General features: G+C 70.0%; 21 protein-coding genes. 17 read left to right on the top strand and 4 right to left on the bottom strand.

Going from position 1 to position 23,672, the window contains the following annotated elements; all coding sequences use genetic code 11:
- Positions 1–69 precede the first annotated feature (69 nt).
- From ACFV6H_RS12365 to holA, 4 genes are all read left to right on the top strand, one after another.
- Positions 70–876, top strand: coding sequence for an arylamine N-acetyltransferase (locus ACFV6H_RS12365; protein ID WP_385541060.1), 807 nt, complete (start codon positions 70–72; stop codon positions 874–876).
- Between the two features lie 147 nt (positions 877–1,023).
- Entirely contained in the window at positions 1,024–1,908 is an 885-nt protein-coding gene (locus ACFV6H_RS12360) for a YceI family protein (RefSeq protein ID WP_093599252.1), read from the top strand.
- A gap of 66 nt (positions 1,909–1,974) precedes the next feature.
- A complete protein-coding gene (locus ACFV6H_RS12355) occupies positions 1,975–2,223 on the top strand; it encodes a hypothetical protein (RefSeq protein ID WP_385540962.1) in 249 nt (82 codons plus the stop codon).
- Positions 2,224–2,329: 106 nt separating this feature from the next.
- Positions 2,330–3,322 (top strand): DNA polymerase III subunit delta, encoded by a 993-nt coding sequence (gene holA / locus ACFV6H_RS12350; RefSeq protein ID WP_385540960.1) that lies wholly within the window; start codon positions 2,330–2,332, stop codon positions 3,320–3,322.
- 272 nt (positions 3,323–3,594) lie between these two features.
- On the opposite strand, the gene rpsT is transcribed toward holA, so the two are convergent.
- On the bottom strand, positions 3,595–3,861 hold the full coding sequence (gene rpsT, locus ACFV6H_RS12345) for a 30S ribosomal protein S20 (RefSeq protein WP_066942594.1): 267 nt from the start codon (positions 3,859–3,861) through the stop codon (positions 3,595–3,597).
- Positions 3,862–4,070: 209 nt separating this feature from the next.
- On the opposite strand from rpsT, the gene lepA reads away from it, so the two are divergent.
- Both lepA and ACFV6H_RS12335 read left to right on the top strand, forming a co-directional pair.
- Positions 4,071–5,942, top strand: a complete 1,872-nt coding sequence (gene lepA / locus ACFV6H_RS12340) for a translation elongation factor 4 (RefSeq protein ID WP_384980332.1) — start codon at positions 4,071–4,073, stop codon at positions 5,940–5,942.
- Positions 5,943–6,263: 321 nt separating this feature from the next.
- Positions 6,264–8,153, top strand: a complete 1,890-nt coding sequence (locus tag ACFV6H_RS12335; RefSeq protein WP_385540958.1) for an AMP-dependent synthetase/ligase — start codon at positions 6,264–6,266, stop codon at positions 8,151–8,153.
- Between the two features lie 198 nt (positions 8,154–8,351).
- Here the strand turns inward: ACFV6H_RS12335 and ACFV6H_RS12330 are convergent, their stop codons facing one another.
- On the bottom strand, positions 8,352–8,936 hold the full coding sequence (locus ACFV6H_RS12330) for a two-component system response regulator (RefSeq protein ID WP_384980338.1): 585 nt from the start codon (positions 8,934–8,936) through the stop codon (positions 8,352–8,354).
- A 286-nt stretch (positions 8,937–9,222) separates the two neighbouring features.
- Between ACFV6H_RS12330 and ACFV6H_RS12325 the strand changes: the two genes are divergently transcribed.
- The 3 genes from ACFV6H_RS12325 (at position 9,223) to ACFV6H_RS12315 (ending at position 13,404) form a co-directional block, all read left to right on the top strand.
- Entirely contained in the window at positions 9,223–11,355 is a 2,133-nt protein-coding gene (locus tag ACFV6H_RS12325; RefSeq protein WP_385540956.1) for a SpoIIE family protein phosphatase, read from the top strand.
- Positions 11,356–11,442: 87 nt separating this feature from the next.
- Entirely contained in the window at positions 11,443–12,675 is a 1,233-nt protein-coding gene (gene hemW / locus ACFV6H_RS12320; protein WP_385540954.1) for a radical SAM family heme chaperone HemW, read from the top strand.
- Positions 12,676–12,807: 132 nt separating this feature from the next.
- Positions 12,808–13,404 (top strand): Uma2 family endonuclease, encoded by a 597-nt coding sequence (locus tag ACFV6H_RS12315; RefSeq protein ID WP_385540952.1) that lies wholly within the window; start codon positions 12,808–12,810, stop codon positions 13,402–13,404.
- Here ACFV6H_RS12315 and ACFV6H_RS12310 read toward each other — a convergent pair.
- On the bottom strand, positions 13,382–14,212 hold the full coding sequence (locus ACFV6H_RS12310; protein WP_385540950.1) for a DUF3097 domain-containing protein: 831 nt from the start codon (positions 14,210–14,212) through the stop codon (positions 13,382–13,384). The genes ACFV6H_RS12315 and ACFV6H_RS12310 overlap by 23 nt on opposite strands.
- Positions 14,213–14,245: 33 nt before the next feature.
- Positions 14,246–15,082, bottom strand: coding sequence for an MBL fold metallo-hydrolase (locus ACFV6H_RS12305; RefSeq protein WP_385540948.1), 837 nt, complete (start codon positions 15,080–15,082; stop codon positions 14,246–14,248).
- Positions 15,083–15,323: 241 nt separating this feature from the next.
- Between ACFV6H_RS12305 and hrcA the strand changes: the two genes are divergently transcribed.
- The 8 genes from hrcA to ACFV6H_RS12265 all read left to right on the top strand — a co-directional run bounded on the left by hrcA (position 15,324) and on the right by ACFV6H_RS12265 (position 23,626).
- A complete protein-coding gene (gene hrcA, locus ACFV6H_RS12300) occupies positions 15,324–16,340 on the top strand; it encodes a heat-inducible transcriptional repressor HrcA (RefSeq protein WP_385540946.1) in 1,017 nt (338 codons plus the stop codon).
- Positions 16,341–17,477 carry a molecular chaperone DnaJ gene (gene dnaJ, locus ACFV6H_RS12295; RefSeq protein ID WP_093601195.1) on the top strand — a complete coding sequence of 379 codons (1,137 nt, stop codon included), beginning with the start codon at positions 16,341–16,343 and terminating at the stop codon, positions 17,475–17,477.
- Between the two features lie 309 nt (positions 17,478–17,786).
- On the top strand, positions 17,787–18,908 hold the full coding sequence (locus tag ACFV6H_RS12290) for a nitronate monooxygenase (RefSeq protein WP_384980357.1): 1,122 nt from the start codon (positions 17,787–17,789) through the stop codon (positions 18,906–18,908).
- The gene (locus ACFV6H_RS12285) at positions 18,905–19,642 is read left to right on the top strand and encodes a 16S rRNA (uracil(1498)-N(3))-methyltransferase (RefSeq protein WP_385540944.1); all 738 of its coding nucleotides are present in this window, start codon (positions 18,905–18,907) and stop codon (positions 19,640–19,642) included. Before ACFV6H_RS12290 ends, ACFV6H_RS12285 begins: the two co-directional genes overlap by 4 nt.
- Positions 19,643–19,801: 159 nt before the next feature.
- Complete coding sequence (locus ACFV6H_RS12280; protein WP_385540942.1) at positions 19,802–21,115, top strand: ATP-binding protein; 1,314 nt, start codon at positions 19,802–19,804, stop codon at positions 21,113–21,115.
- Positions 21,116–21,221: 106 nt separating this feature from the next.
- Entirely contained in the window at positions 21,222–22,301 is a 1,080-nt protein-coding gene (locus ACFV6H_RS12275; RefSeq protein WP_385540940.1) for a tetratricopeptide repeat protein, read from the top strand.
- Positions 22,302–22,352: 51 nt separating this feature from the next.
- Positions 22,353–22,712 (top strand): histidine triad nucleotide-binding protein, encoded by a 360-nt coding sequence (locus tag ACFV6H_RS12270; protein ID WP_093597994.1) that lies wholly within the window; start codon positions 22,353–22,355, stop codon positions 22,710–22,712.
- A 5-nt stretch (positions 22,713–22,717) separates the two neighbouring features.
- On the top strand, positions 22,718–23,626 hold the full coding sequence (locus ACFV6H_RS12265) for a ribonuclease Z (protein ID WP_385540937.1): 909 nt from the start codon (positions 22,718–22,720) through the stop codon (positions 23,624–23,626).
- Positions 23,627–23,672 lie beyond the last annotated feature (46 nt).

Below are 23,672 nucleotides of genomic sequence, written 5' to 3'. Positions count from 1 at the left end.
GCGCTCGGGCGGAAGACCTACGACAAGTGACGCATGGTCCGCAGCCGGCCGCCGCATCACACTGGGCTCATGGACATTTCGCGGCTCACCGATGCCTATCTGCACCGGATCGGTGCCACCCGCCCGAGGCACGCCGATGCCGCCGCGCTGCGCGAGCTGCAAGCGCGGCACCTTCTGTCCGTGCCGTTCGAGAATCTCTCGATCCATCTCGGCGAGGACATCGTCCTCGAAGAAGAGGCGCTCGTAAGGAAGGTGGCGGAGAGACACCGAGGCGGCTTCTGCTACGAACTCAACGGTGCTTTCTCCGCGTTGCTGCGCGGTCTTGGCTTCCCGGTCGTTCTCCTCCAGGCCAGGGTCCTGGGCCCGGAAGGGACGGTGGGCATTCCCTACGACCACCTCGCGCTCCTGGTCGAGACCGAGGAGGCGGGCATCGCTCGCCGTTGGCTCACCGATGTCGGCTTCGGCGACCACAGTCTGTACCCACTCGATCTGGACGAGCGCGGCGATCAGAAGGATCCGGCCGGGACGTTCCGGATCGTCGAGACGGCCGAGGGCGATCTGGAGGTTCTGCGGGACGGCACGGCGCAGTACCGCGTCGGGACGCGCCCTGGTGTGCTTGCCGACTTCAGGGCCGGAGCCTGGTATCACCGCACGTCACCGGACTCGCACTTCACCGGCTCGCTCGTGTGCTCGCGGCGGACCGAGGAAGGCCGTGTCACGCTCAGCGGCGACCGGCTCATCACCACCGCGCACGGCGGGCGTCAGGAGCGGCTGTTGGAGGGAGAGAAAGAGATTCTGGCCGCTTACCGTGACCATTTCGGGCTGCGATTCGACCGGGTCCCGGAGGTTCGGCAACCTTCTGTCGGTGGTGTGTAGTAGCCGAGTTCGCTGCCTGTCCGTACGTTTGCCTCGAACGGCGCATGAGTGGTCGAATGCCTATTCGTCAAGGGTCGCCGCCCAGACAAGGCTGTCCGGCCGTGCGCGGCCCCGCAGAGCCCGATCGCACAGGGGTACGTACACACCATGATCACGCGCCTTATCGGCCGACGGACGGCCGCTCAGCAGAGAAATCACGCACTCTCCGGGCTGTCGGTGCCACCCGGTGCCGGTCTGCTGAGCTGCCGTGTCCTCGACCCGGTCAACGAGCCCGTCGTACGCGGCGAGTTCACGGTGAGTGACAGCAGCGGCCGTAAGATCGTGAGCGGTGAGACGGATCCCTTCGGCACGATCGTGGCGATGGTTCCGTTCGGGGAGTACCGGCTGGCCATCTCGGCCGACAGCTTCACGCCGTACCGGGGCAATGTGTATGTCACCGACGGAGGAGACTCCGGCAGCCTCGGCGACATCACGCTCCAGATAGCGCCTTCGCTGCCGCTGCCCGCGCCCGGGGAGTGGGAGATCGAACCGGCGCATTCCCGGATCGGTTTTATCGCCCGGCACATCGGACTCGCGCGGGTGCACGGCCGGTTCGACAACTTCGCCGGCGCGATCAGGATCGGCGACACGATGGACCAGTCCGCGATGCATGTCGTCATCGGCGCCGCGTCGATCGACACCAGTGTCCAGATGCGCGACGACCATCTGCGCTCCGCCGACTTCCTCGATGTGGCCAACTACCCGACGCTGGAGTTCTACAGCGACCGCATCACGCACCGAGGCGGCAACAACTGGGCGATCACCGGCGCGCTCACGCTCCATGGCGTCACACGTACGATCACGCTCGAAGCCCAGTACCTCGGTATCGGCAACGGTATGGAGGGCGAGACCCGCGCGGCCGTCCGCGCCACCACCGAGCTGCACCGCGAGGACTACACCGTCAACTGGCAGTCCATGCTGGCGCGTGGCATCGCGGTCGTCGGCTCCAGCATCAAGATCGAGATGGATATCCAGATCGTCCCCAAGAGCTGAGCACACCCATCCCGGGCAGCCGAGCACCCGCTCCCGGCGGCCGAGACCGGCTGGAAGAATACGGCCGTGAGCGATGTGAGACATGTGCTGGTGCTGCCCGACCGCGATGCCGCCGAGGAGGTGGCGGAGGCGCTCGGCGAGCGGTTCGGAGTGACCGAGGAACCGCAGTTGGTACGGGACGCCCTGGCCGGCGAGGACGACGCCGAGGACGCCCAGTGGCTGGTGGTCGTGGAGGACCCGGAGGCACGGATGGACGGCGCGGCGCTGGACGCGTTCGTGGCGGACTGGGACGGCTGGCGGGAAGCCGCGTACTGACGGGCGTGTGCTGACGGGCGTGTACGGACAGACGTACCGGCACTGACCCGCGCACCGACGCCGTGCGGGCGTCGGCTGTCAGTGGTGCGTGCGATGCTGGACCGCGATGGCCACCAGAAAGTCTTCCCCCGACGACCTCCTCGCCCCCCTCACCCTGGCCGTGGGCCAGGAGGATCTGCTGCTCGACCGCGCCGTACAGCAGGTGGTGGCGGCGGCCCGCGCCGCCGATGCCGACACGGATGTCCGCGACCTCACCTCCGACCAGCTCCAGCCCGGCACTCTCGCCGAGCTGACCAGCCCTTCGCTCTTCGCCGAGCGCAAGGTCGTCATCGTGCGGAACGCGCACGATCTCTCCGCCGACACGATCAAGGACGTCAAGTCCTATCTCGACGCTCCCGCCGAGGAGATCACGCTCGTCCTGCTGCACGCGGGAGCGGCCAAGGGCAAGGCGTTGCTGGACGCGGCGCGCAAGGCGGGCGCCCGGGAGGTCGCCTGTCCCAAGACGACCAAGCCCGCCGAGCGGCTCACCTTCGTACGTTCCGAGTTCCGCGCGCTGGGCCGCTCGGCCACTCCGGAGGCCTGCCAGGCGCTGGTCGACTCGATCGGCAGCGATCTGCGCGAGCTGGCGAGCGCCGTTTCCCAGCTCACCGCCGATGTCGAGGGCACGATCGACGAGGCGGTCGTCGGCCGCTACTACACGGGCCGCGCCGAGGCCTCCAGCTTCACCGTCGCCGACCGCGCGGTGGAGGGCAGGGCGGCCGACGCCCTGGAAGCGCTGCGCTGGTCGCTGTCGACGGGAGTGGCTCCCGTACTGATCACCAGCGCGCTCTCCCAGGGAGTACGGGCGATCGGCAAGCTGTCGTCCGCGCGCGGCGGCAGGCCCGCGGATCTCGCCCGTGAGCTGGGAATGCCACCGTGGAAGATCGACCGGGTGCGCCAGCAGATGCGCGGCTGGACTCCGGACGGAGTGGCGACGGCGCTACGGGCCGTCGCCGAGGCCGACGCGGGTGTCAAGGGCGGCGGTGACGATCCGGAGTACGCGCTGGAGAAGGCGGTCGTCGCGATCGCCCGCGCCGCGCGCTCCGGCCGCGGAAACTGACCACCGCCGGCCGGGCCCCTCGTACACCGGCCGGGCCCCCTCGTACAGCGGCCGGGCCCCCTCGTACAGCGGGCCCACTTGTACACACGCACACGACGAAGGCCCCGGCGCCGTCCTGGGGAAGGGCGGCGCCGGGGCCCGGCGTCTTGAGACTGGACTCGCACCCGCGTGGCGAACGCAGTCGCGTACGAGTCCGGGAGTGCCGGTTCAGGAGCGGTAGAGAGGGCCCGCTGAGTCCCTTCCGGCGGTCAAATCAAGTGGAGCGGAACGGCTCAGCCCTGAAGGGAAGCGACCTTGGAGGCCAGCGCCGACTTCTTGTTGGCGGCGGCGTTCTTGTGGATGACGCCCTTCGAGACAGCCTTGTCGAGCTTGCGGGAGGCCTCACGAGCGGCCACGGAGGCCTTCTCGACGTCGCCCGCGGCAGCGGCCTCACGGGCCTTGCGGATCGCGGTCTTGAGCGACGACTTGACAGCCTTGTTGCGCAGGCGTGCCTTCTCGTTGGTCTTGTTCCGCTTGATCTGGGACTTGATGTTCGCCACGTTTAATACAGCCTTTTCAGCTTTGATGAATCACTAACTGAACCCGTCCCGCGCCGAGACGGCACGAGACACAGCTCACCACGCTACCAGCCGCCCTCCGACCCGCCCAAACCGGGCGCAGTCCCGCACCCATGGGACGATGGAGGCTACGTATCGATCCGAGTCGACCCGAGACGAGACGCCGCGCGTCTCAAGAATCAGGACCCTGCGTGCCCGCGACCCCTACCCACGTGCCAGAGCCGAGTCGTACCGACCCGGCGCTGCTCCGCAACTTCTGCATCATCGCGCACATCGACCACGGCAAGTCGACGCTCGCCGACCGGATGCTCCAGTTGACCGGAGTCGTCGATTCGCGGCAGATGCGTGCTCAGTACCTCGACCGTATGGACATCGAGCGCGAGCGCGGTATCACGATCAAGTCCCAGGCGGTCCGCCTGCCCTGGGCCCCCAACACGGGTGAGGACCAGGGAAAGACCCATATCCTCAACATGATCGACACGCCGGGCCATGTGGACTTCACCTACGAGGTGTCCCGTTCGCTCGCGGCCTGCGAGGGCACGGTCCTCCTGGTGGACGCCGCCCAGGGCATCGAGGCGCAGACTCTCGCCAACCTCTATCTGGCGATGGAGAACGACCTCACCATCGTCCCGGTGCTGAACAAGATCGACCTGCCGGCCGCCCAGCCGGAGAAGTTCTCCGAGGAGCTGGCCAATCTCATCGGCTGCCAGCCCGAGGACGTCCTCAAGGTGTCGGCGAAGACGGGCATCGGCGTCGACGTCCTGCTCGACCGCGTGGTGGCGGACGTCCCGGCGCCGGTCGGTGTCGCGGACGCGCCGGCCCGCGCGATGATCTTCGACTCCGTCTATGACTCCTACCGCGGAGTCGTGACCTACGTACGAGTCATCGACGGCCAGCTCAACAAGCGCGAGCGGATCCGGATGATGTCCACCGGCGCCACGCACGAGCTGCTGGAGATCGGTACGAACTCGCCGGAGATGCTTCCGGCGGACGGTCTCGGCGTCGGCGAGGTCGGCTATCTGATCACGGGTGTGAAGGACGTACGCCAGTCCAAGGTCGGTGACACGATCACCACCCTGAACAAAGGCGCGACCGAGGCGCTGGGCGGCTATAAGGACCCCAAGCCGATGGTGTTCTCCGGCCTCTATCCACTCGACGGCTCGGACTATCCCGAACTGCGCGACGCCCTCGACAAGCTCCAGCTCAACGACGCGGCGCTGGTCTACGAGCCGGAGACCTCCGCGGCTCTCGGATTCGGCTTCCGTGTCGGCTTCCTCGGACTGCTGCATCTCGATGTGATCCGTGAGCGGCTGGAGCGCGAGTTCGGCCTCGATCTGATCGCCACCGCTCCCAACGTCGTCTACCGCGTGCTGATGGAGGACGGCAAGGAGCACATCGTCACCAATCCGAGCGAATTTCCCGAGGGAAAGATCGACTCGGTGCACGAACCGGTCGTACGGGCCACGATCCTCGCTCCGAGCGAGTTCATCGGCTCGATCATGGAGCTCTGCCAGACGCGGCGCGGCACGCTGCTCGGCATGGACTATCTCTCCGAGGACCGCGTAGAGATCCGCTACACGCTGCCGCTCGCCGAGATCGTCTTCGACTTCTTCGACCAGCTCAAGTCGAAGACCCGGGGCTATGCCTCGCTCGACTACGAGCCCACCGGCGAGCAGACGGCCCAGCTCGTCAAGGTCGACATCCTGCTGCACGGCGACAAGGTCGACGCCTTCTCGGCCATCACCCACCGGGACCAGGCCTACGCGTACGGCGTGCGGCTCGTGGCCAAGCTGCGCGAGCTGATCCCGCGCCAGGCCTTCGAGGTGCCCATCCAGGCCGCCATCGGCTCCCGGGTGATCGCCCGGGAGACCATCCGCGCCATCCGCAAGGACGTCCTCGCCAAGTGCTACGGCGGTGACATCTCCCGTAAGCGGAAGCTGCTGGAGAAGCAGAAGGAGGGCAAGAAGCGGATGAAGATGGTCGGCAGCGTGGAGGTGCCGCAGGAGGCCTTCATCGCGGTGCTGTCCAGCGACGAGTCCGGCGGAGGCAAGGGCAAGAAGTAGCCGCGCCCGTCCCTTGCGGACGGACCCCTTGCGGACGGACGCGGACGGATGCGGTGCGCGACGGGCCCGCACGCTGTGGCGTGCGGGTCCGTCGTCGTTGACCGTGTTGTGTACGGACGTAGAGGCGGTGGGCGTACGGGCGTACAGGGTGCGCTCGGGCGGGTTCGTTTTGAAGCAGCGCCTTGCTGCCCCTTACGTACCGGCGAGGCGGCCTCTAGTCTGATCACTGATCCCTTAGTTACTCGCCAGTTAGTTACCCGTCAGTCACACCCAGTCGGTCGGATCAGTCACGCAGCGCTGCGCGCGGGCCCGGAGGATGTCGTGAGCGACACACAGAACTTGATCGAGAACCGGCCGCCGTCCGTGGCGGCCCTCTTCATTGAGCGCGTGACGGCCACGCCGGACGCGGAGGCCTACCGCCATCCCGTCCCCCGTACCACGGGCCAGGGCCCCGACGAGTGGCGCTCGCTGAGCTGGGCCCAGGCGGCGGAACGGGTGTACGCGGTGGCCGCAGGCCTGATCGCGCTGGGCGTTCAGCCGGAGGAGCGGATCGCGCTCGCCTCCGCCACCCGCGTCGAGTGGATCCTCGCCGACCTCGGTGTGATGTGCGCGGGCGCCGCGACCACCACGATCTATCCGTCGACCAACGCCGAGGAGTCCGCGTACATCCTCGCCGACTCCGGGAGCCGCGTTCTGATCGCGGAGGACGCCGCCCAGCTCGCCAAGGCCCGCGCGCGGCGCGAAGAGCTGCCGCAGCTCGGCCATGTGGTCGTGATCGACGCGGCCGACGCGCTGCCCGCCGAGGGCGACCCGGAGGGCTGGGTGCTCTCGCTGGCCGATCTGGAGGCGCGCGGCACGGAGTATCTGGTCACGCACCCGGAAGCGGTCAAGGAGCGGGTCGGCGCCATCACGTCCACCCAGCTCGCCACCCTGATCTACACCTCGGGCACCACCGGCCGGCCCAAGGGCGTACGGCTGGCCCACGACAGCTGGTCGTACATGGCCAAGGCCACCGCGGGCACCGGTCTGATCACCAAGGACGATGTGCAGTATCTGTGGCTGCCGCTCGCCCATGTCTTCGGCAAGGTGCTGACGTCCGGGCAGATCGAGGTCGGACATGTCACCGCCGTGGACGGGCGCGTCGACAAGATCATCGAGAATCTGCCGGTGGTCCAGCCGACTTATATGGCGGCCGTACCGCGCATCTTCGAGAAGGTCTACAACGGCGTGGCGGCCAAGGCGCGGGCCGGCGGTCCCGCCAAGTACAAGATCTTCCAGTGGGCGGCCGGGATCGCCCGGGAGTACGCCAAGGTCTCCCAGGACAACTTCCGCCGTACGGGCACGGCGTCCGTGCCGTTCGCCCTCGGCGCCAAGCACAAGGTCGCCGACGCGCTCGTCTACGCCAAGCTGCGCGAGGCGTTCGGCGGGCGGCTGCGGGCCGCGGTCTCCGGCTCCGCCGCGCTCGCGCCCGAGATCGGCTATTTCTTCTCCGGCGCCGGGATCCACATCCTGGAGGGATACGGACTGACGGAGTCCAGCGCGGCCAGCTTCGTCAATCCGGGCGAGGCGTACCGTACGGGCACGGTCGGCAAGCCGCTGCCCGGTACGGAGGTACGGATCGCCGACGACGGCGAGATCCTGCTGCGCGGCCCGGGGATCATGGCCGGATACCACGGGCTGCCCGAGAAGACCGCGGAGGTGCTGGAGCCGGACGGCTGGTTCCACACCGGTGACATCGGCGAGCTGTCCCCGGACGGCTATCTGCGGATCACCGACCGCAAGAAGGACCTGATCAAGACGTCGGGCGGCAAGTACATCGCGCCGGCCGAGGTCGAGGGCCGGTTCAAGGCGGTGTGCCCGTTCGTCTCCAACGTCCTGGTGCACGGCGCGGACCGCAACTTCTGTACGGCGCTGATCGCGCTCGACGAGCCGACGATCCTCGGCTGGGCGGCCGAGCACGGACTGGCCGGCAGGACGTACACCGAGGTGGTCGCCTCTCCGCAGGTACAGCAGCTCATCGACGGCTATGTGAAGCGCGTCAACGCCGGGCTCCAGCGCTGGCAGACCATCAAGAAGTTCCGGCTGCTGCCGCGCGATCTGGATATCGAGCACGGTGAGCTGACACCGAGCCTCAAGCTCAAGAGGCCGGTGGTGGAGCGGGAGTACAAGGCTCTGATCGAGGAGATGTACGAAGGGTCCCGGGAGGCCTGAGCGCACGGGCCCGCGCCCCGAGCCGTACTGGTGCGCCCGAACGGGCCGGCGTGCGCGCCCGAGCGGAGGCGGCGCGAGGCCGCGAGCTGTGCGTGCGCCTGTGCGCGCCCGCGTGGACCCGAGCCGGGTGGCGCGGCGCGCGAGCGGCCCCCGAGCAGCGCCTGGCTCAGGCCCCCGAGCGGCCCGCGCGCCCGCGGGCTACTGGGCCCGCTCGCGGCGCAGTTCGCCCAAGGTGTCGCCTATGCGCGCGAGCTGCTGTCCCAGCGCCGCCAGATCGTTCGGCGCGCCGCGCCGTAACTCCTCCTCGATCGACGACAGCCGACCCGCGATCTCCCCGAGATGCTCCTGCTCACGCGCCAGCATCCGCTCCAACTGCTGGTTCTTCCGGTGCAGATCGAGGAAGACACCGACCTTGGCCCGTAACACCCACGGGTCGAACGGCTTGGTCAGAAAGTCCGCCGCGCCCGTGGCGTACCCGCGGAACGCGTAACCACTGTCGGACTCGGGCCCGTTCAGAAAGATGATCGGGACGTCCTTGGCGTGGTCCAGCCGCTTGATCCGCGCAGCCGTCTCGAAACCGTCCATGCCCGGCATCCGGACATCCAGCAGGACCAGCGCGAACGGCTGCCGCAGCAGTTCCTCCATCGCCTCCTCGCCCGAACGGGCCCGTACGAGTGTCACGTCCAGGGAGCCGAGGACCGCTTCCAGCGCGACGAGGTTGTCCTCCATGTCGTCCACGAGAAGGATGGTCGCGCGTTCCACGGCGGCTGTTGACCTGCTCATCCGGCTCTCCTTGTCGGCCCTCGGCCCTCGCCTGTCGGCCAGCGGGGCAAGACTGCTCTGTCCGGCGCGGTTTCGCACGTCGTTACCCGGGGTTTGGCCGCCGTGTTGTCAACCCGTGTCCTCAGCCATACCGTCCTTCTCCCAGCACGCCGCCGGACCTCGGCTGTTCACCAACTCCAGGCAAATATCCGCCCACTTCGATGACTCGGCGCATATGGACGCGCTCCGTCTGTCACTCTGTCGGGATCGTAAGTGGCACAACACCAGAACGGGATCAGGAGCCGCAGTGGGGCCCATTCCGATTCCGCGCGAGTCGCTGCACCGTTCGGCACCCGAGGTGCCGTTACGACAGGACGCGCGGTCGACGTCACGTACCAGCCTGCCCGGGAACCCGCTCGCGCCGTCCGCCGCGCGCCGGTTCGTACGCGCGACGCTGGCCGACTGGACCAGCCAGGGAAAGCTGGCCACCTGCACCTTCTGCCGAGGCGACGGCGGGTGTGCGCCAGGGCGGCACAGCACCGATCTGCTCGCGGACGACGCGGTGGTCATCGTCAGCGAACTGGTCACCAACGCGGTCGTGCACGCCGGGACCACCGTCGAACTGCTCTGCCGCCACGAGACGGCGGCCGAGGATCCTTCGGGGACGGGAGAGGAGCCGGCCGCCCTGGTTCTGGAAATATCCGATCACCATCCCGCGCGCGCCATCCAGAGCGACGCCCGGGGCCAGGCGCCGTCCGGCACTCCGGAGTACGGCCGCGGGCTGCAACTCGTCGCCTCCCTCGCCGAACGCTGGGGCATCACCTACCGTCCCGGGCTCAAGACCGTCTGGGCCCGGCTGCCGCTCGAAGGACGAGAGGCAGGGCCCGGCCAGCCGGCCGAACCCGCGCTGCGCCGGGGACTGCGCGCCGCGGAGATCCTCGCGCCCTCGTCGCGGCGCTCCGTACGGGACGATCCCGACTGGATCGGCCGTGGCGCGCTCTCCTTTCTCGCCGAGGCCTCGGAACTGCTCGCGGGCCAGCTCGACGAGGATCTGATCGCGGCGCTCGCCGGGCAGTTGCTGGTGCCGCGGCTCGCGGACTGGTGCGCGGTGTGGCTGGATGCCGAGAGCGCACAGGCGGGCACGGCGCCACGGCTCGCCCGCGTGTGGCACGCCGACGAGTCCAGGACCGGCGAACTGCGCGCGGTCCTGGAGAAGGACCCGCCACGGCTGCCGGACCTGCCGAGAGGCGGCCCGGTGCGCGTGCCGTGGCCGGGCGGCTGGGGCGTGGAGGACAGCGAGGCATCCGGTGCGGGTGGTACGGACGGTACGGATACGTCTGAGGCGGGGCCGGAGAACGAGACGGGAGCGGGTCCGGGCGCGGAGTCGGAGGCCGGAGCTGAGCGCGGGGCCGAAGTTGGAGCGGACGGTGGGCCGGGGGAGGGCTCGGCGCTCGCCTGCCGGCTTGTCGCCAACGGGCGTGCACTCGGCACCCTGATGCTCGGCCGGCCCGGCAGGACCGGCGTCCCCGACGATGTCACCGCCCTGGTCGAGGACTTCGCGCGACGCGTCGCCCTCGCCATCGGCGCGGCCCGCCGCTACACCCGCCAGGTCACCATCAGCCGTGTTCTGCAACGCGGCCTGCTGCCCAGCCAGGTCGCGCGGATACCCGGTGTCGCCAGTTCCCTGGTGTACGAGCCGAGTGACGAAGGTCTCGCGGGCGGCGACTTCTACGACGTCTTCCCGTGCCCGCCGGGCGACCGCTGGTGCTTCATGCTCGGCGATGTCCAGGGCAGCGGTCCCGAGGCGGCCGTCGTCACCGGACTCGCCCGCCCGTGGCTGCGGCTGCTGGCCCGCGAGGGCTACCGCGTCGGCGCCGTCCTCGACCGGCTCAACCGGCTGCTCCTGGACGACGCCACGGAGGCGGCGGAATCGGCGTCCCTGATGGTCGCGGCGGCAGCCGCGGCCGGTCCTCCGCTCGGCAGGCCCGGCGCCGTCCCCGGGACGGCCGAGAGCGGCCAGCCGCGCTTCCTGTCGCTGCTGTACGGAGAGCTGATGCCGCTGCCGGGCGAGGGCGGCGGCGTACGGTGCACGCTCGCGAGCGCCGGTCATCCGCTGCCGCTGCTCCTGCGGCCCGACGGGACGGTACGGCCGGCCGCGGAGCCGCAGCTGCTGCTCGGGGTCTTCGAGAACGTCGCGTACGAGAGCCGTACGTTCCACCTGGAGCCCGGCGACACGCTGCTCTGTGTCACCGACGGTGTGACGGAGCGGCGCTCGGGAGCGCGGATGTTCGACGACGGCGACGGGCTGGCGCGGGCGCTGGCGGAGTGCGTGGGGCTGTCGGCACAGGGCGTCGCGGACCGGATACGGCGGGCGGTGCACGATTTCGGTGACACACCGCCGGGCGACGATCTGGCGCTGCTGGTGCTTCAAGCGGAATGACTGTTCCAGGCGGAGGGGGCCCAGGAGGAGTGACCACTCCAGGCGCAGTGACACGGACAACCCGTCCGGTACGGGACACTGGGGGGTATGCCTTCCGCACTGCCCGACGGTGATCCCATGCCCGAGACCGGAGCGCTGCCCCCGCACGCGCTGACGGGCGCGGCGGACCGGCCGCTCGGCTTCTATCTGCACGTTCCGTACTGCGCGAGCCGCTGCGGCTACTGCGACTTCAACACGTACACGGCGACCGAGCTGCGCGGCTCGGGAGGTGTGCTGGCGTCCCGCGACAACTACGCCGAGACGCTCGTCGACGAGATACGGCTCGCCAGGAAGGTGCTGGGCGACGATCCGAGGCAGGTCCGTACGGTGTTCGTCGGCGGCGGTACGCCCACGCTGCTCGCGGCCGGAGATCTCGTACGGATGCTCGGCGCGATCCGGGACGAGTTCGGGCTCGCGGACGGAGCCGAGATCACCACGGAGGCGAATCCGGAATCGGTCGGTCCGGCGTATCTGGCGGCGCTGCGGGAGGGCGGCTTCAACCGGATCTCCTTCGGGATGCAGAGCGCGAAGCAGCACGTACTGAAGGTCCTGGACCGTACGCACACGCCCGGACGGCCCGAGGAGTGCGTCGCGGAGGCCCGTGCGGCCGGGTTCGAGCATGTGAACCTCGATCTGATCTACGGGACGCCCGGGGAGAGCGACGACGACTGGCGCGAGTCGTTGGCGGCGGCGGTGGGCGCCGGACCCGACCATGTGTCGGCGTACGCGCTGATCGTGGAGGAGGGCACGGGACTGGCGCGGCGGATCCGGCGCGGCGAGGTCCCGATGACGGACGACGACGAGCACGCGGACCGGTATCTGATCGCGGACGCGGTGCTGGCGGAGGCGGGCTTCTCCTGGTATGAGGTGTCGAACTGGGCCACCTCGGAGGCGGCCCGCTGTCTGCACAACGAGCTGTACTGGCGCGGTGCGGACTGGTGGGGCGCGGGCCCGGGCGCCCACAGCCATATGGGCGGCGTGCGCTGGTGGAACGTCAAGCACCCGGGCGCGTACGCGGCGGCGCTGGCGGAGGGCCGCTCGCCCGGCGCGGGCCGGGAGATCCTCTCGGCGGAGGACCGCCGGGTGGAACGCGTCCTGCTCGAACTGCGCCTGTCCTCCGGCTGCGAACTCTCCCTCCTGCGCCCGGACGGCCTGACCGCCTCCCGCCGAGCCCTGACCGACGGCCTCCTGGAGCCGGGCCCGTACGAGAAGGGCCGAGCGGTCCTGACGCTACGGGGCCGCCTACTGGCGGACGCGGTGGTGAGGGACTTGGTGGACTGACCACTCGCGGATGGATCGCTCCCGGATTGATCACTCGCCGGAGTGAATCCGAGACGGTTCGGGGCAGTTCTGCCTACGCTGTCCCTAGGCTGCCGCTGACAGAAAAGCGGCGGATTGCGGAGGTTCACGGAGATGACCGCTGTGGATGAGCGACCCATCACTCGCGCCACTCGCGCCGCGAAGACCTTTGAGGACCTGGAGGTTCCCGAAGGTTACAAAGCGGAACTCCTCAGGGGGGACATCGTGATGATGGCGGGGCCCGACCGGGTCCACAATGCGATCGTGGAGCTCGTGCAGGACCAGATTCCACGCAAGAACTGGCGCCGCATGCAGACTCAGGACATCGCCATCCCCGGTGAGGAGAGCGAGCCGCAGCCCGACCTCGTCATTCTCGAACGGGTCGCCAAGATCGGTCCTGGACGGCTCATCCCCGCCGCTGATATCACCATGCTGCTGGAAGTGGTCTCCAAGACCAGCGTCGACCGCGACTACGGCGAGAAGCGTTCCATGTACGCGGCGGGCAGGGTGCCCGCCTACCTGATCATCGACCCGACGGAGCAGCAGTGCGTGCTGCTCACCGAGCCGGTCGGCAGCGGCGAGGCCGCTGATTACCGGGTGGAGCGAACCACCAAGTTCGGCGATCCTGTGCCCCTGGATCTGCTCGGTGTCGAGCTCGACACCTCGGAGTTCGAGACGCTTCCCCCGGTCAAGCGTCACCGCCGACCGTGACGAAGTCGATCAGTTCCTCCACCCGGCCCAGCAGTGCCGGTTCCAGGTCCCGGTAGGTCCGGACCCGGGACAGGATTTGCTGCCACGCCGCTCCCGTGTTCTCCGGCCAGCCCAGTGCGCGGCAGACGCCCGTCTTCCAGTCCTCGCCTCTCGGGACCGAGGGCCATCCCGGGATGCCCACCGACGACGGCTTCACCGCCTCCCAGACGTCGATGTACGGGTGACCCACCACCAGGACGTCGGGGCCGGTCACCGCCGCCGCGATACGGGACTCCTTCGAGCCCGGTACCAGATGGTCGACCAGGACGCCCAGCCTCGCGTCCGGTGCCGGGCCGAACTCGGCGACGACGGCCGGGAGATCGTCGATACCGCCCAGATACTCGACGACCACGCCCTCGACGCGCAGATCGTCGCCCCACACCTTCTCCACCAGCTCCGCGTCGTGCCGGCCCTCGACGTAGATACGGCCGGCCCGCGCCACCCGCGCACGGGCCCCGGGCACGGCCACCGAGCCGGAGGCCGTACGGGTCGGGCGCGCCGGGCCCGCCGCCGTCGGACGCACCAGCGTGACCATCCGCCCGTCGAGCAGAAATCCGCCCGGAACCAGCGGAAACACCCGGTGCTTGCCGAACCGGTCCTCCAGCGTCACCGTCGGGCCCTCCGCGGTCTTCTCGCAGCGGACCACCGCACCGCAGAAGCCCGTCGACACCTCCTCGACCACCAGATCCGGATCCGGCTCCGCCGGAACCTCGGGCGCGGGCGTGGACTTCTTCCACGGAGGCGTCAGATCGGGGCTGTAGCTACGCATTCGCAAGACGATAGGCGGCACGGGCCGGTACGGCTACGACACCCCGAACCGTGCCGCCAGCGCGTCGCGTTGCGCTCGTACGAACGCTGCGTCCACCACCGCGCCATGGCCCGGTACATACACCGCGTCCTCGCCTCCCAGCGCCAGCAGCCGGTCCAGGGCGGCCGGCCAGCGCGCCGGGATCGCGTCCGGGCCCGCCTGCGGCTCACCGGACTCCTCCACCAGATCGCCGCAGAAAACCACGGAGCGAGCCACGGAGCGAGCGACCGAGGCGCGTTCTGACGCGCCCACCGAAGCGCCCACCGCACTGCCCGTCGAAGCGCCCACCGAAGCCTCCGCCACCAGCACCGCCAGATCGTGCGCCGTATGACCTGGACCGGCATTCACCAGCACCGCCCGCCGGTCGCCGCCCAGCTCCAAGGTGAACAGTCCCGACACCTCGTGCCGAGGCGGCACCAGCGCCTCCACCGCCCGCGCCGTCTCCTCCGCGTCCGCCCCGAGGCGTACGGCCTCCTCGTACAGGCCCGACGGCCCCGGCCCCGGCCCTGGCCCGCGCGCCGCCAGCAGCCGCGCCATGCCCACCGCTCCGTACACCTCCACCTCCGCCTCCGGAAACGCCGCAGTCCCCAGCACATGGTCGAAGTGCGGATGGCTGAGTGCGATATGCGTCACGTGCCGGCCGCCGCCCAGCAGCGCCCGCACCTCCGCGCCGAGTTCGGCGCCCTCACGGACCGTCGAGCCCGTGTCGTACAGCAGGACGGCGTCCACGCCGACGACCAGTCCGGCCGTCGCGTCCCACCGCGGCAGCCGTCGCCGTCCCACTCCCGCTCCCAGCCGCTCCCAGCCGTGTTCTTCCCAACAGAGGTCCATACCAGGACGCTACGGGACGCTACGGAAACGGCGCCTTCGCCGACGGGCCTGATCGGGCGGTACCGTGTTCGGCCGCCCTTGCTCCGGGCGTACCCCACGGCCGTACACTTACGGGGGGAGTGCTGGCACTCCTTGTGAGTGAGTGCCAAAGCGAGTGCCGACGAGTGCTTGGAAGAGTGCCGAACAGGCCAAGAAGTGAGTACCGGGCCGGGAACGACGACCAGAGCTGGAGGTGTGCGCCATGCTCAGCGAACGCAGACTCGAGGTGCTGCGCGCCATCGTCCAGGACTATGTCGGCACCGAGGAGCCCGTCGGCTCCAAGGCGCTCACCGAGCGCCACAAGCTCGGTGTCTCACCGGCGACCGTCCGCAATGACATGGCGGTGCTGGAGGACGAGGGCTTCATCGCCCAGCCGCACACCAGCGCGGGACGCATCCCGACCGACAAGGGCTACCGGCTCTTCGTCGACAAGCTGGCCGGTGTCAAACCGCTCTCCTCGCCGGAGCGCCGGGCCATCCAGAACTTCCTGGACGGCGCCGTCGATCTGGACGATGTCGTGGGCCGTACGGTACGGCTGCTGGCGCAGCTCACCCGGCAGGTCGCCGTCGTCCAGTATCCCTCGCTGACGCGCTCGACGGTGCGGCACGTGGAGCTGCTGGCGCTCGCGCCCGCCCGGCTGATGCTCGTCCTGATCACGGACACGGGACGGGTCGAGCAGCGTATGGTCGACGCTCCCTCGCCCTTCGGCGAGACCTCGCTCGCGGATCTCCGCGCCCGGCTCAACAGCCGGATCGTCGGGCGCCGCTTCGCGGATGTCCCGCAGCTCGTGCAGGACCTGCCCGACTCGTTCGAGCAGGAGGACCGCGGCGTGGTGTCCACCGTGCTCGCGACCCTGCTCGAAACCCTGGTCGAGGAGACCGAGGAGCGGCTGATGATCGGCGGTACGGCCAACATCACCCGCTTCGGACACGACTTCCCTCTGACCATCCGGCCGGTGCTGGAGGCGCTGGAGGAGCATGTGGTGCTCCTCAAGCTGCTCGGCGAGGCCAAGGATCCCGGTATGACCGTACGTATCGGGCACGAGAACGCCCATGAGGGACTCAACTCCACGTCCGTCGTCGCGGTCGGCTACGGTTCGGGCGACGAGGCAGTCGCCAAACTCGGCGTGGTCGGACCGACCCGCATGGACTACCCCGGAACGATGGGAGCGGTACGCGCAGTGGCACGTTACGTCGGACAGATCCTGGCGGAGTCGTAAGTGGCCACGGACTACTACGCCGTACTAGGCGTACGCCGCGACGCATCTCAGGATGAGATCAAGAAGGCATTCCGGCGGCTCGCGCGCGAGCTGCATCCGGATGTCAATCCCGATCCCAAGACGCAGGAGCGCTTCAAGGAGATCAACGCCGCGTACGAGGTGCTGTCGGACCCGCAGAAGAAACAGGTCTACGACCTCGGCGGCGATCCTCTCTCGGCGAACGGCGGCGGTGGCCCCGGCGGCTTCGGAGCCGGTGGTTTCGGCAACTTCTCCGACATCATGGACGCGTTCTTCGGTACGGCGTCGCAGCGCGGCCCGCGGTCGCGGACACGGCGCGGCCAGGACGCGATGATCCGGCTGGAGATCGACCTCAACGAGGCGGCCTTCGGTACGACGAAGGACATCCAGGTCGACACGGCCGTGGTCTGTACGACCTGTTCCGGCGAGGGCGCGGCGCCCGGCACCTCGGCGCAGACCTGTGACATGTGCCGTGGCCGTGGCGAGGTCTCGCAGGTCACCCGGTCCTTCCTGGGCCAGGTCATGACCTCGCGGCCGTGCCCGCAGTGCCAGGGCTTCGGTACGGTCGTGCCGACGCCGTGTCCCGAGTGCGCGGGCGATGGACGTATCCGTTCGCGCCGTACGCTCACGGTCAAGATCCCGGCCGGTGTCGACAACGGCACCCGTATCCAGCTCGCGGGCGAGGGCGAGGTCGGGCCGGGCGGCGGTCCCGCCGGTGATCTGTATGTCGAGATCCATGAGCTGGCGCACGCGGTGTTCCAGCGGCGCGGCGACGATCTGCACTGCACGGTCACCATCCCGATGACGGCGGCGGCGCTGGGCACGAAGTGTCCGCTGGAGACGCTGGACGGGCTGGAGGAGATCGACGTACGGCCGGGCACGCAGTCGGGCCAGTCGATCCCGCTGCACGGGCGCGGTATCACGCATCTGCGCGGTGGCGGCCGAGGCGATCTGATCGTGCATGTCGAGGTGATGACTCCGTCGAAGCTGGACCCGGAGCAGGAGCGGCTGCTGCGCGAACTGGCGCAGCTCCGCGGCGAGGAACGCCCTACGGGCCAGTTCCAGCCGGGCCAGCAGGGTCTGTTCTCCAGGTTGAAGGATGCGTTCAACGGTCGGTAGGCGGGTGTCGGCCGGGGGTCCGGGGGTGGTCCCCCGGGTGGGCACTGTCAGCCGGGGCAGCAGGGTCTGTTCTCGCGGTTGAAGGATGCGTTCAACGGTCGGTAGGCGGGTGTCGGCCGGGGGTCCGGGGGTGGTCCCCCGGGTGGGCACTGCCAACGGTCGGTGGTGAACCGCCCGCGCGGCCGAAGGCCATGGGTCGGCGTCCAGGGATTTCTCTGGACGTCGGCCTTTTTGCGCGGCCTTTCAATGGCACATGCCAGTCACGACACCGATTCGGAGCTGTCACGGAGGGCATGGCACCATGCCTCCATGTCCTCCGCACTGACCGATCTCTGCCGGTATCCGATCGTGCAGGCCCCCATGGCGGGTGGGGCCTCCTGCCCCCAACTCGCCGCGGCGGTCTCCGAGGCGGGCGGTCTCGGTTTCCTCGCCGCCGGGTACAAGACGGCGGACGGTATGTACGAAGAGGTCAAACAGCTGCGCGGGCTGACCGGTCAGCCCTTCGGGATCAATCTCTTCATGCCGCAGCAGCAGAGCGCCGACCGCGCGACCGTCGAGGTCTACCGCAATCAGCTCGCCGGTGAGGCGACCTGGTACGAGACACCGCTCGGCGATCCCGACGCCGGACGGGACGACGGTTACGAGGCCAAGCTCGCGATCCTGCTCGACGACCCGGTGCCGGTCGTCTCCTTCACCTTCGGCTGCCCGAGCAGATCCACGTTTGACGCCCTGGCCCACGCCGGAACGTACACCGTGGTCACGGTGACCACGCCCGAGGAGGCGGCGACCGCGCAGTGGTCGGGCGCCGACGCCGTCTGCGTCCAGGGCATCGAGGCCGGCGGACACCAGGGCACGCACCGCGACGATCCGGCCATCGACGGCGTCGGTGTCGGCATCGGGCTGCTCTCGCTGATCGCCCAGGTCAAGGAGGCCGTACAGCTTCCGATCATCGCCGCCGGCGGGCTGATGCGCGGCGGTCAGATCGCGGCGGCGCTCGCGGCCGGCGCGGACGCGGCACAGCTCGGTACGGCGTTTCTCGTGTGCCCGGAGTCCGGTGCGAACGTGCTGCACAAACAGGCCATGACCAATCCGCTGTTCGTACGGACCGAGCTGACGCGGGCGTTCTCCGGCCGGCCCGCCCGTGGTCTGGTCAACCGCTTCATGCGTGAGCACGGCCCGTACGCTCCGGCCGCCTATCCGGAGGTGCACCATCTCACCTCCGGACTGCGCAAGGCCGCGGCCCGGGTGGGCGATCCGCAGGGCATGGCGCTCTGGGCGGGACAGGGCCACCGGATGGCCCGCGAGCTGCCCGCCGGCCAGCTTGTCGAGGTGCTGGAGGCCGAACTCGAAGCGACCAGGGCCTCATTGACATCCGGCCTGGGCAACGGCCAGGGCAGTGGGCAGGGCAACGGCGTGGGCACCGCCTCGTGACCGCTCCGGTTTTCGTCGTCCAGGACGGCGTGCTGCGCGTGGGTACGGTCACGCTCGACGGCTCCGAAGGGCGCCACGCCGTCTCCGTAAGGAGGCTGCGCGTCGGTGAGGAAATCGTACTGACGGACGGCGCGGGCACCGGCGCGTACGGGACGGTCGCCGCCGTCGAGGGCAAGGACCGGCTGGATGTGACGGTCACGGAGGTACGGACCGAGCCGGAGCCCTCGCCCGGGATCACGGTCGTCCAGGCACTGCCCAAGGGCGACCGCGGAGAGCTGGCCGTCGAGACGATGACCGAGACCGGTGTCGACACGGTCGTGCCGTGGCAGGCCGCGCGCTGTATCACCCAGTGGAAGGGCGAGCGAGGCGCCAGAGCGCTGGCCAAGTGGCGGGCCACGGCGCGCGAGGCGGGCAAGCAGTCGCGCAGGCTCCGCTTTCCCGAGGTCACCGGTCTCATGACTGACAAGCAGATCGCCGCGCTGCTCGCGGACGCGGACTTCGCCGCCGTCCTGCACGAGGAGGGCAGCGAACCGCTGGCCACCGCGCCGCTGCCCGGCGATGGCCGGATTGTGCTGGTCGTGGGGCCCGAAGGAGGTGTGTCCCCGGAGGAGTTGGCGGCGTTCGCAGCGGCGGGCGCGAAGCCGTACCGGCTGGGCCGTACCGTACTGCGCACCTCCACCGCCGGGACGGCGGCCACGGCGCTGCTGCTCGGCCGCACGGGCCGCTGGTCCTGATACGTACGGAGGCTTGGGACGTACGGTCCCGGACCCGGGCCCGTACGGCGAAACCGGCCGCTCAACGCCGCCCGCCGCAGCTCAACGCCGTTCAACCATCGCGGCCCGTACTCGCCACCCGCTGGACAACGGCCCACCGCCGCTTCGTAGGCTGGCGGTATGTCCGACGAGTCTCCGCTGATCCGGAGCCTGCGCGCCGCTGTGGCCGCGGCTCCCGACGATGTGCCGCTACGGCTCCATCTCGCCGAGCTGCTGCTCGCCGCGGGCCACTCGGACCAGGCGGTCACCGAGGCGGCCGTGGCGCTTCAGCACGCGCCGGGCGACGCCGACGCGCGGGCGTTGATGATGCGCGCGATGGGTGTACCGACAGCGCCGGCGGACCCCGTATCCCCAGCGGCGCCCACGGAGGCGGACCTTCCGTCTCAACCGCCGTCCGAGCCGGGCGGATTCGACTGGACGGCGGCCGAGCGGGAGATCGAGGACGCCGTCCCGCCGCGCTTCGTCACCTCCGAGAGGGCCATGGACTCCCTGGCGCCGGCCACCGAGGCTCCGATCGCCGCCGACGGTGGCGGTGACGCAGGCTCCGTCTCCGCCTGGGACATCGACGCGCCCGGCTCCGTGAGCCTGGCCGATGTCGGCGGGATGCACGAGGTCAAGGACCGTCTCGAAGCCGCCTTTCTCGCTCCCATGCGCAATCCCGAACTGCGCAGGCTGTTCGGCAAGAGCCTGCGCGGCGGGCTGCTTCTCTACGGTCCTCCCGGCTGCGGGAAGACGTTCATCGCGCGGGCCGTCGCGGGCGAACTGGGCGCGGGATTCCTGTCCGTGTCGGTCAATGACGTACTGGACATGTGGATCGGCAACTCCGAGCGCAATATGCACGAGGTGTTCGAGACCGCCCGCCGTCAGGCGCCCTGTGTGGTGTTCCTGGACGAGCTGGACGCGCTGGGCGCCAAGCGGAGCCGTACGCACCACAGCGGGATGCGCAACACCGTGAACCAGCTCCTCACCGAACTCGACGGTGTGGACGCCGTCAACGAGGGCGTGTTCGTGCTCGCCGCCACCAATGTGCCCTGGGACGTGGACATCGCGCTGCGCAGGCCGGGACGGCTCGACCGCACGCTGCTCGTCCTGCCGCCCGACGCGCCCGCCCGTGAGGCGATCCTCAGATACCACCTGCGTGATCGGCCCATCGAATCCGTGGACCTGGGCAGGCTGGTGAAGGCCACCGAGGACTTCTCCGGCGCCGATCTCGCCCATCTGTGCGACTCGGCGGCGGAGAGCGCGCTGCTCGACTCGGCCCGTACGGGCACGGTCCGCATGATCAATATGACGGACCTGCTGGCGGCGGCCAAGGACGTACGGCCGTCCACGGAGCCTTGGTTCGCGGCGGCGCGCAATGTCGCCATGTTCGCCAACGACGGCGGTATGTACGACGATCTCCTCGCCTATCTGAAGAAGAAGCGAAAGCTGTGAGCGCGGGCCGTCCCGGCGCCCGCTGCCTCAGCACCGGCTGTCCTGGCGCCCGCTGCCTCAGTACCGGCCGTCCCGGCTTCGGCCGTGCCGCCACCGGCCGTATCCGGTGAGCGAGGCGCTGACGCGGGCCGACGCGCTCCATGAGATGGGCCGTTACGAGCAGGCCGCCGCCACCGTGTCCGCCCATCTCGCCGGGCACCCGGGCGACGCGCGCGCCTGGGTCCTGCTCGCCCGCTGCACCCATGCGCTCGGCGACCCTACCGAGGCGCTGGTCGCGGTGGACGAGGCGCTGCGCGCCGATCCGCGCCAGCTCTCCGGCTGGATCGTGCGCGCCGAACTGCTCACCGGCGCGGGCCGGTACGCGGAGGCCGAGGCGGCGGCCCGTGAGTCGATCCGGCTCGCGCCGTTCTTCTGGGGCGCGTACCAGGCGCTCGCCTGGGTCCTGGACCGCTCCGGCGACCGCTCCCGCCGCCAGGAGGCGTACGCCGTCGCGCGGCAGGCCGCCGAGCTCGCTCCGGAGCACGACGCCGCGCACTTCCTTGTCGGAGTCACCGCCCACCGGCTGCGTGACTTCCGTACCGCCGAACTCGCCTACCGCACCGCGCTGCGCCTCAATCCGCAGAGCAGCGAGGCGCACAACAACCTGGCGATGCTGAGCATGGGACACAGGTGGCGGCGGCGCGGCGCGTGGAGCGCGGCGGCGGAGGGCTTCGCCACGGCCGCAGCCCTCGACACGGCGGACCGGGACGCCCGGTTCAATCTGGAGTCCATGGCCTGGGGTGTGGCGGCGGGCGCCCGCTGGATCGCGCTGGCCGGGCTCGTCGTCTCCGTCCTCGGCACGGCAGGCCCGCGCACCGGTGACGACGGGACCGGCGCCCTGGCGGCCCAACTGACCGCCGCCCTCGTGCTCGTGGCCCTCTGGGCGGGATGGGCGCTGTGGATACGGCGGCGGGTGCCCGCGCGGCTGCGCCGGCCGATGCTGCTGCTGGCCCGCCGCTGTCCGCCCGTGGTGGCGATGGCCGTGTCCGTCGGAGTGCTGGGGCTGCACTCGGCGGTCGTGGTGGCCCTGCCCGGAGCGGGCGCGGGCCTCGTCGGCGGACTGGGCGTGCCCTTGTTCTGGGGGATGCTTCTCACGTACTGGCTCAGCAGGGCGGCTCTCAACAGACGGCGGCCCGCGGACGGATAGCATGCGTCCGTAGCGAACGGATCACCGGCGGCGTCGAGGAGGGCCCGGATCATGGCCGGAGAACCACAGGCCGACTGCCTGTTCTGCAAGATCGTCTCGGGGGAGGTGCCGGCCACCGTCGTCCGGGAGACGGAGACCACCGTCGCCTTCCGTGACATCAATCCGCAGGCCCCGACCCATGTCCTGGTCATCCCACGGGTGCACTACCCGGACGCGGGCAGCCTCGCCACGGCCGAGCCGGGCATCGCCGCCGATGTGCTGCGCGAGGCGGCGGCGGTCGCCGTCGAGGACAAGACCGACGGCAGCGGCTACCGGATCGTCTTCAACACGGGCGCGGGCGCCGGTCAGACCGTCTTCCACGCCCATGCCCATGTGCTGGGCGGCCGTGGCTTCAACTGGCCTCCCGGGTAGGCGTCTTGTCCGTACGGGAACTGGTGGTGCTGGGCACCGCCAGCCAGGTGCCCACCCGCCACCGCAACCACAACGGCTATCTGCTGCGCTGGGACGGCGAGGGCCTGCTCTTCGATCCGGGCGAGGGCACCCAGCGCCAGATGCTGCGCGCCGGCGTCGCCGCGCACGACATCGACCGGATCTGTGTCACGCATTTCCACGGTGATCACTCGCTCGGTCTGGCCGGAGTCATCCAGCGGATCAATCTCGACCAGGTGCCGCATCCGGTCACCGCGCACTATCCGGCGAGCGGACAGCGTTTCTTCGAGCGGCTGCGGTACGCGACGGCCTACCGCGAGACCGTCCCGCTGACCGAGGCGCCGGTCACCGCTGACGGAGTGCTCGCGCGGACGCCCGCGTACACGCTGGAGGCGCACCGGCTCTCCCATCCCGTTGAGTCGTACGGTTATCGGCTGATCGAGCCCGACGGGCGGCGGATGCTTCCGGCGCTGCTGGCCGAGCACGGTATCGCGGGCCCCGATGTGGGCCGTCTCCAGCGCGAGGGCTCGCTGAACGGTGTGACTCTGGACGAGGTCAGCGAGACGCGCAGAGGCCAGCGGTTCGCCTTCGTCATGGACACCCGGCTCTGCCCGGGCGTGCGCACGCTGGCCGAGGGATGTGATCTGCTGGTCATCGAGTCGACGTTCCTCGACGAGGACGAGCGGCTGGCGAGCGAGCACGGCCATCTCACGGCGGGCCAGGCGGGCCGGGCGGCGCACGAGGCCGGCGTACGGCATCTCGTACTGACGCACTTCTCGCAGCGCTACGGCGATCCCGACGAGTTCGAGCGGCAGGCACGGGCGGCCGGTTTCGACGGTGAACTGACCGTCGCCGCCGATCTGGTGCGGGTGCCGCTGCCGAAGCGCTCCGGCTGAGATCAGGCCGGGCCGAGATCAGGTGGGGGCGGGTCGCGTTCCGGTC

The sequence above is a fragment of the Streptomyces sp. NPDC059743 genome (genome assembly GCF_042732975.1).
Lineage (GTDB): Bacteria > Actinomycetota > Actinomycetes > Streptomycetales > Streptomycetaceae > Streptomyces.
The sequence above is the reverse complement of the archived record's forward strand: the minus strand, read 5'-3'. Positions and strand labels throughout refer to the sequence as shown.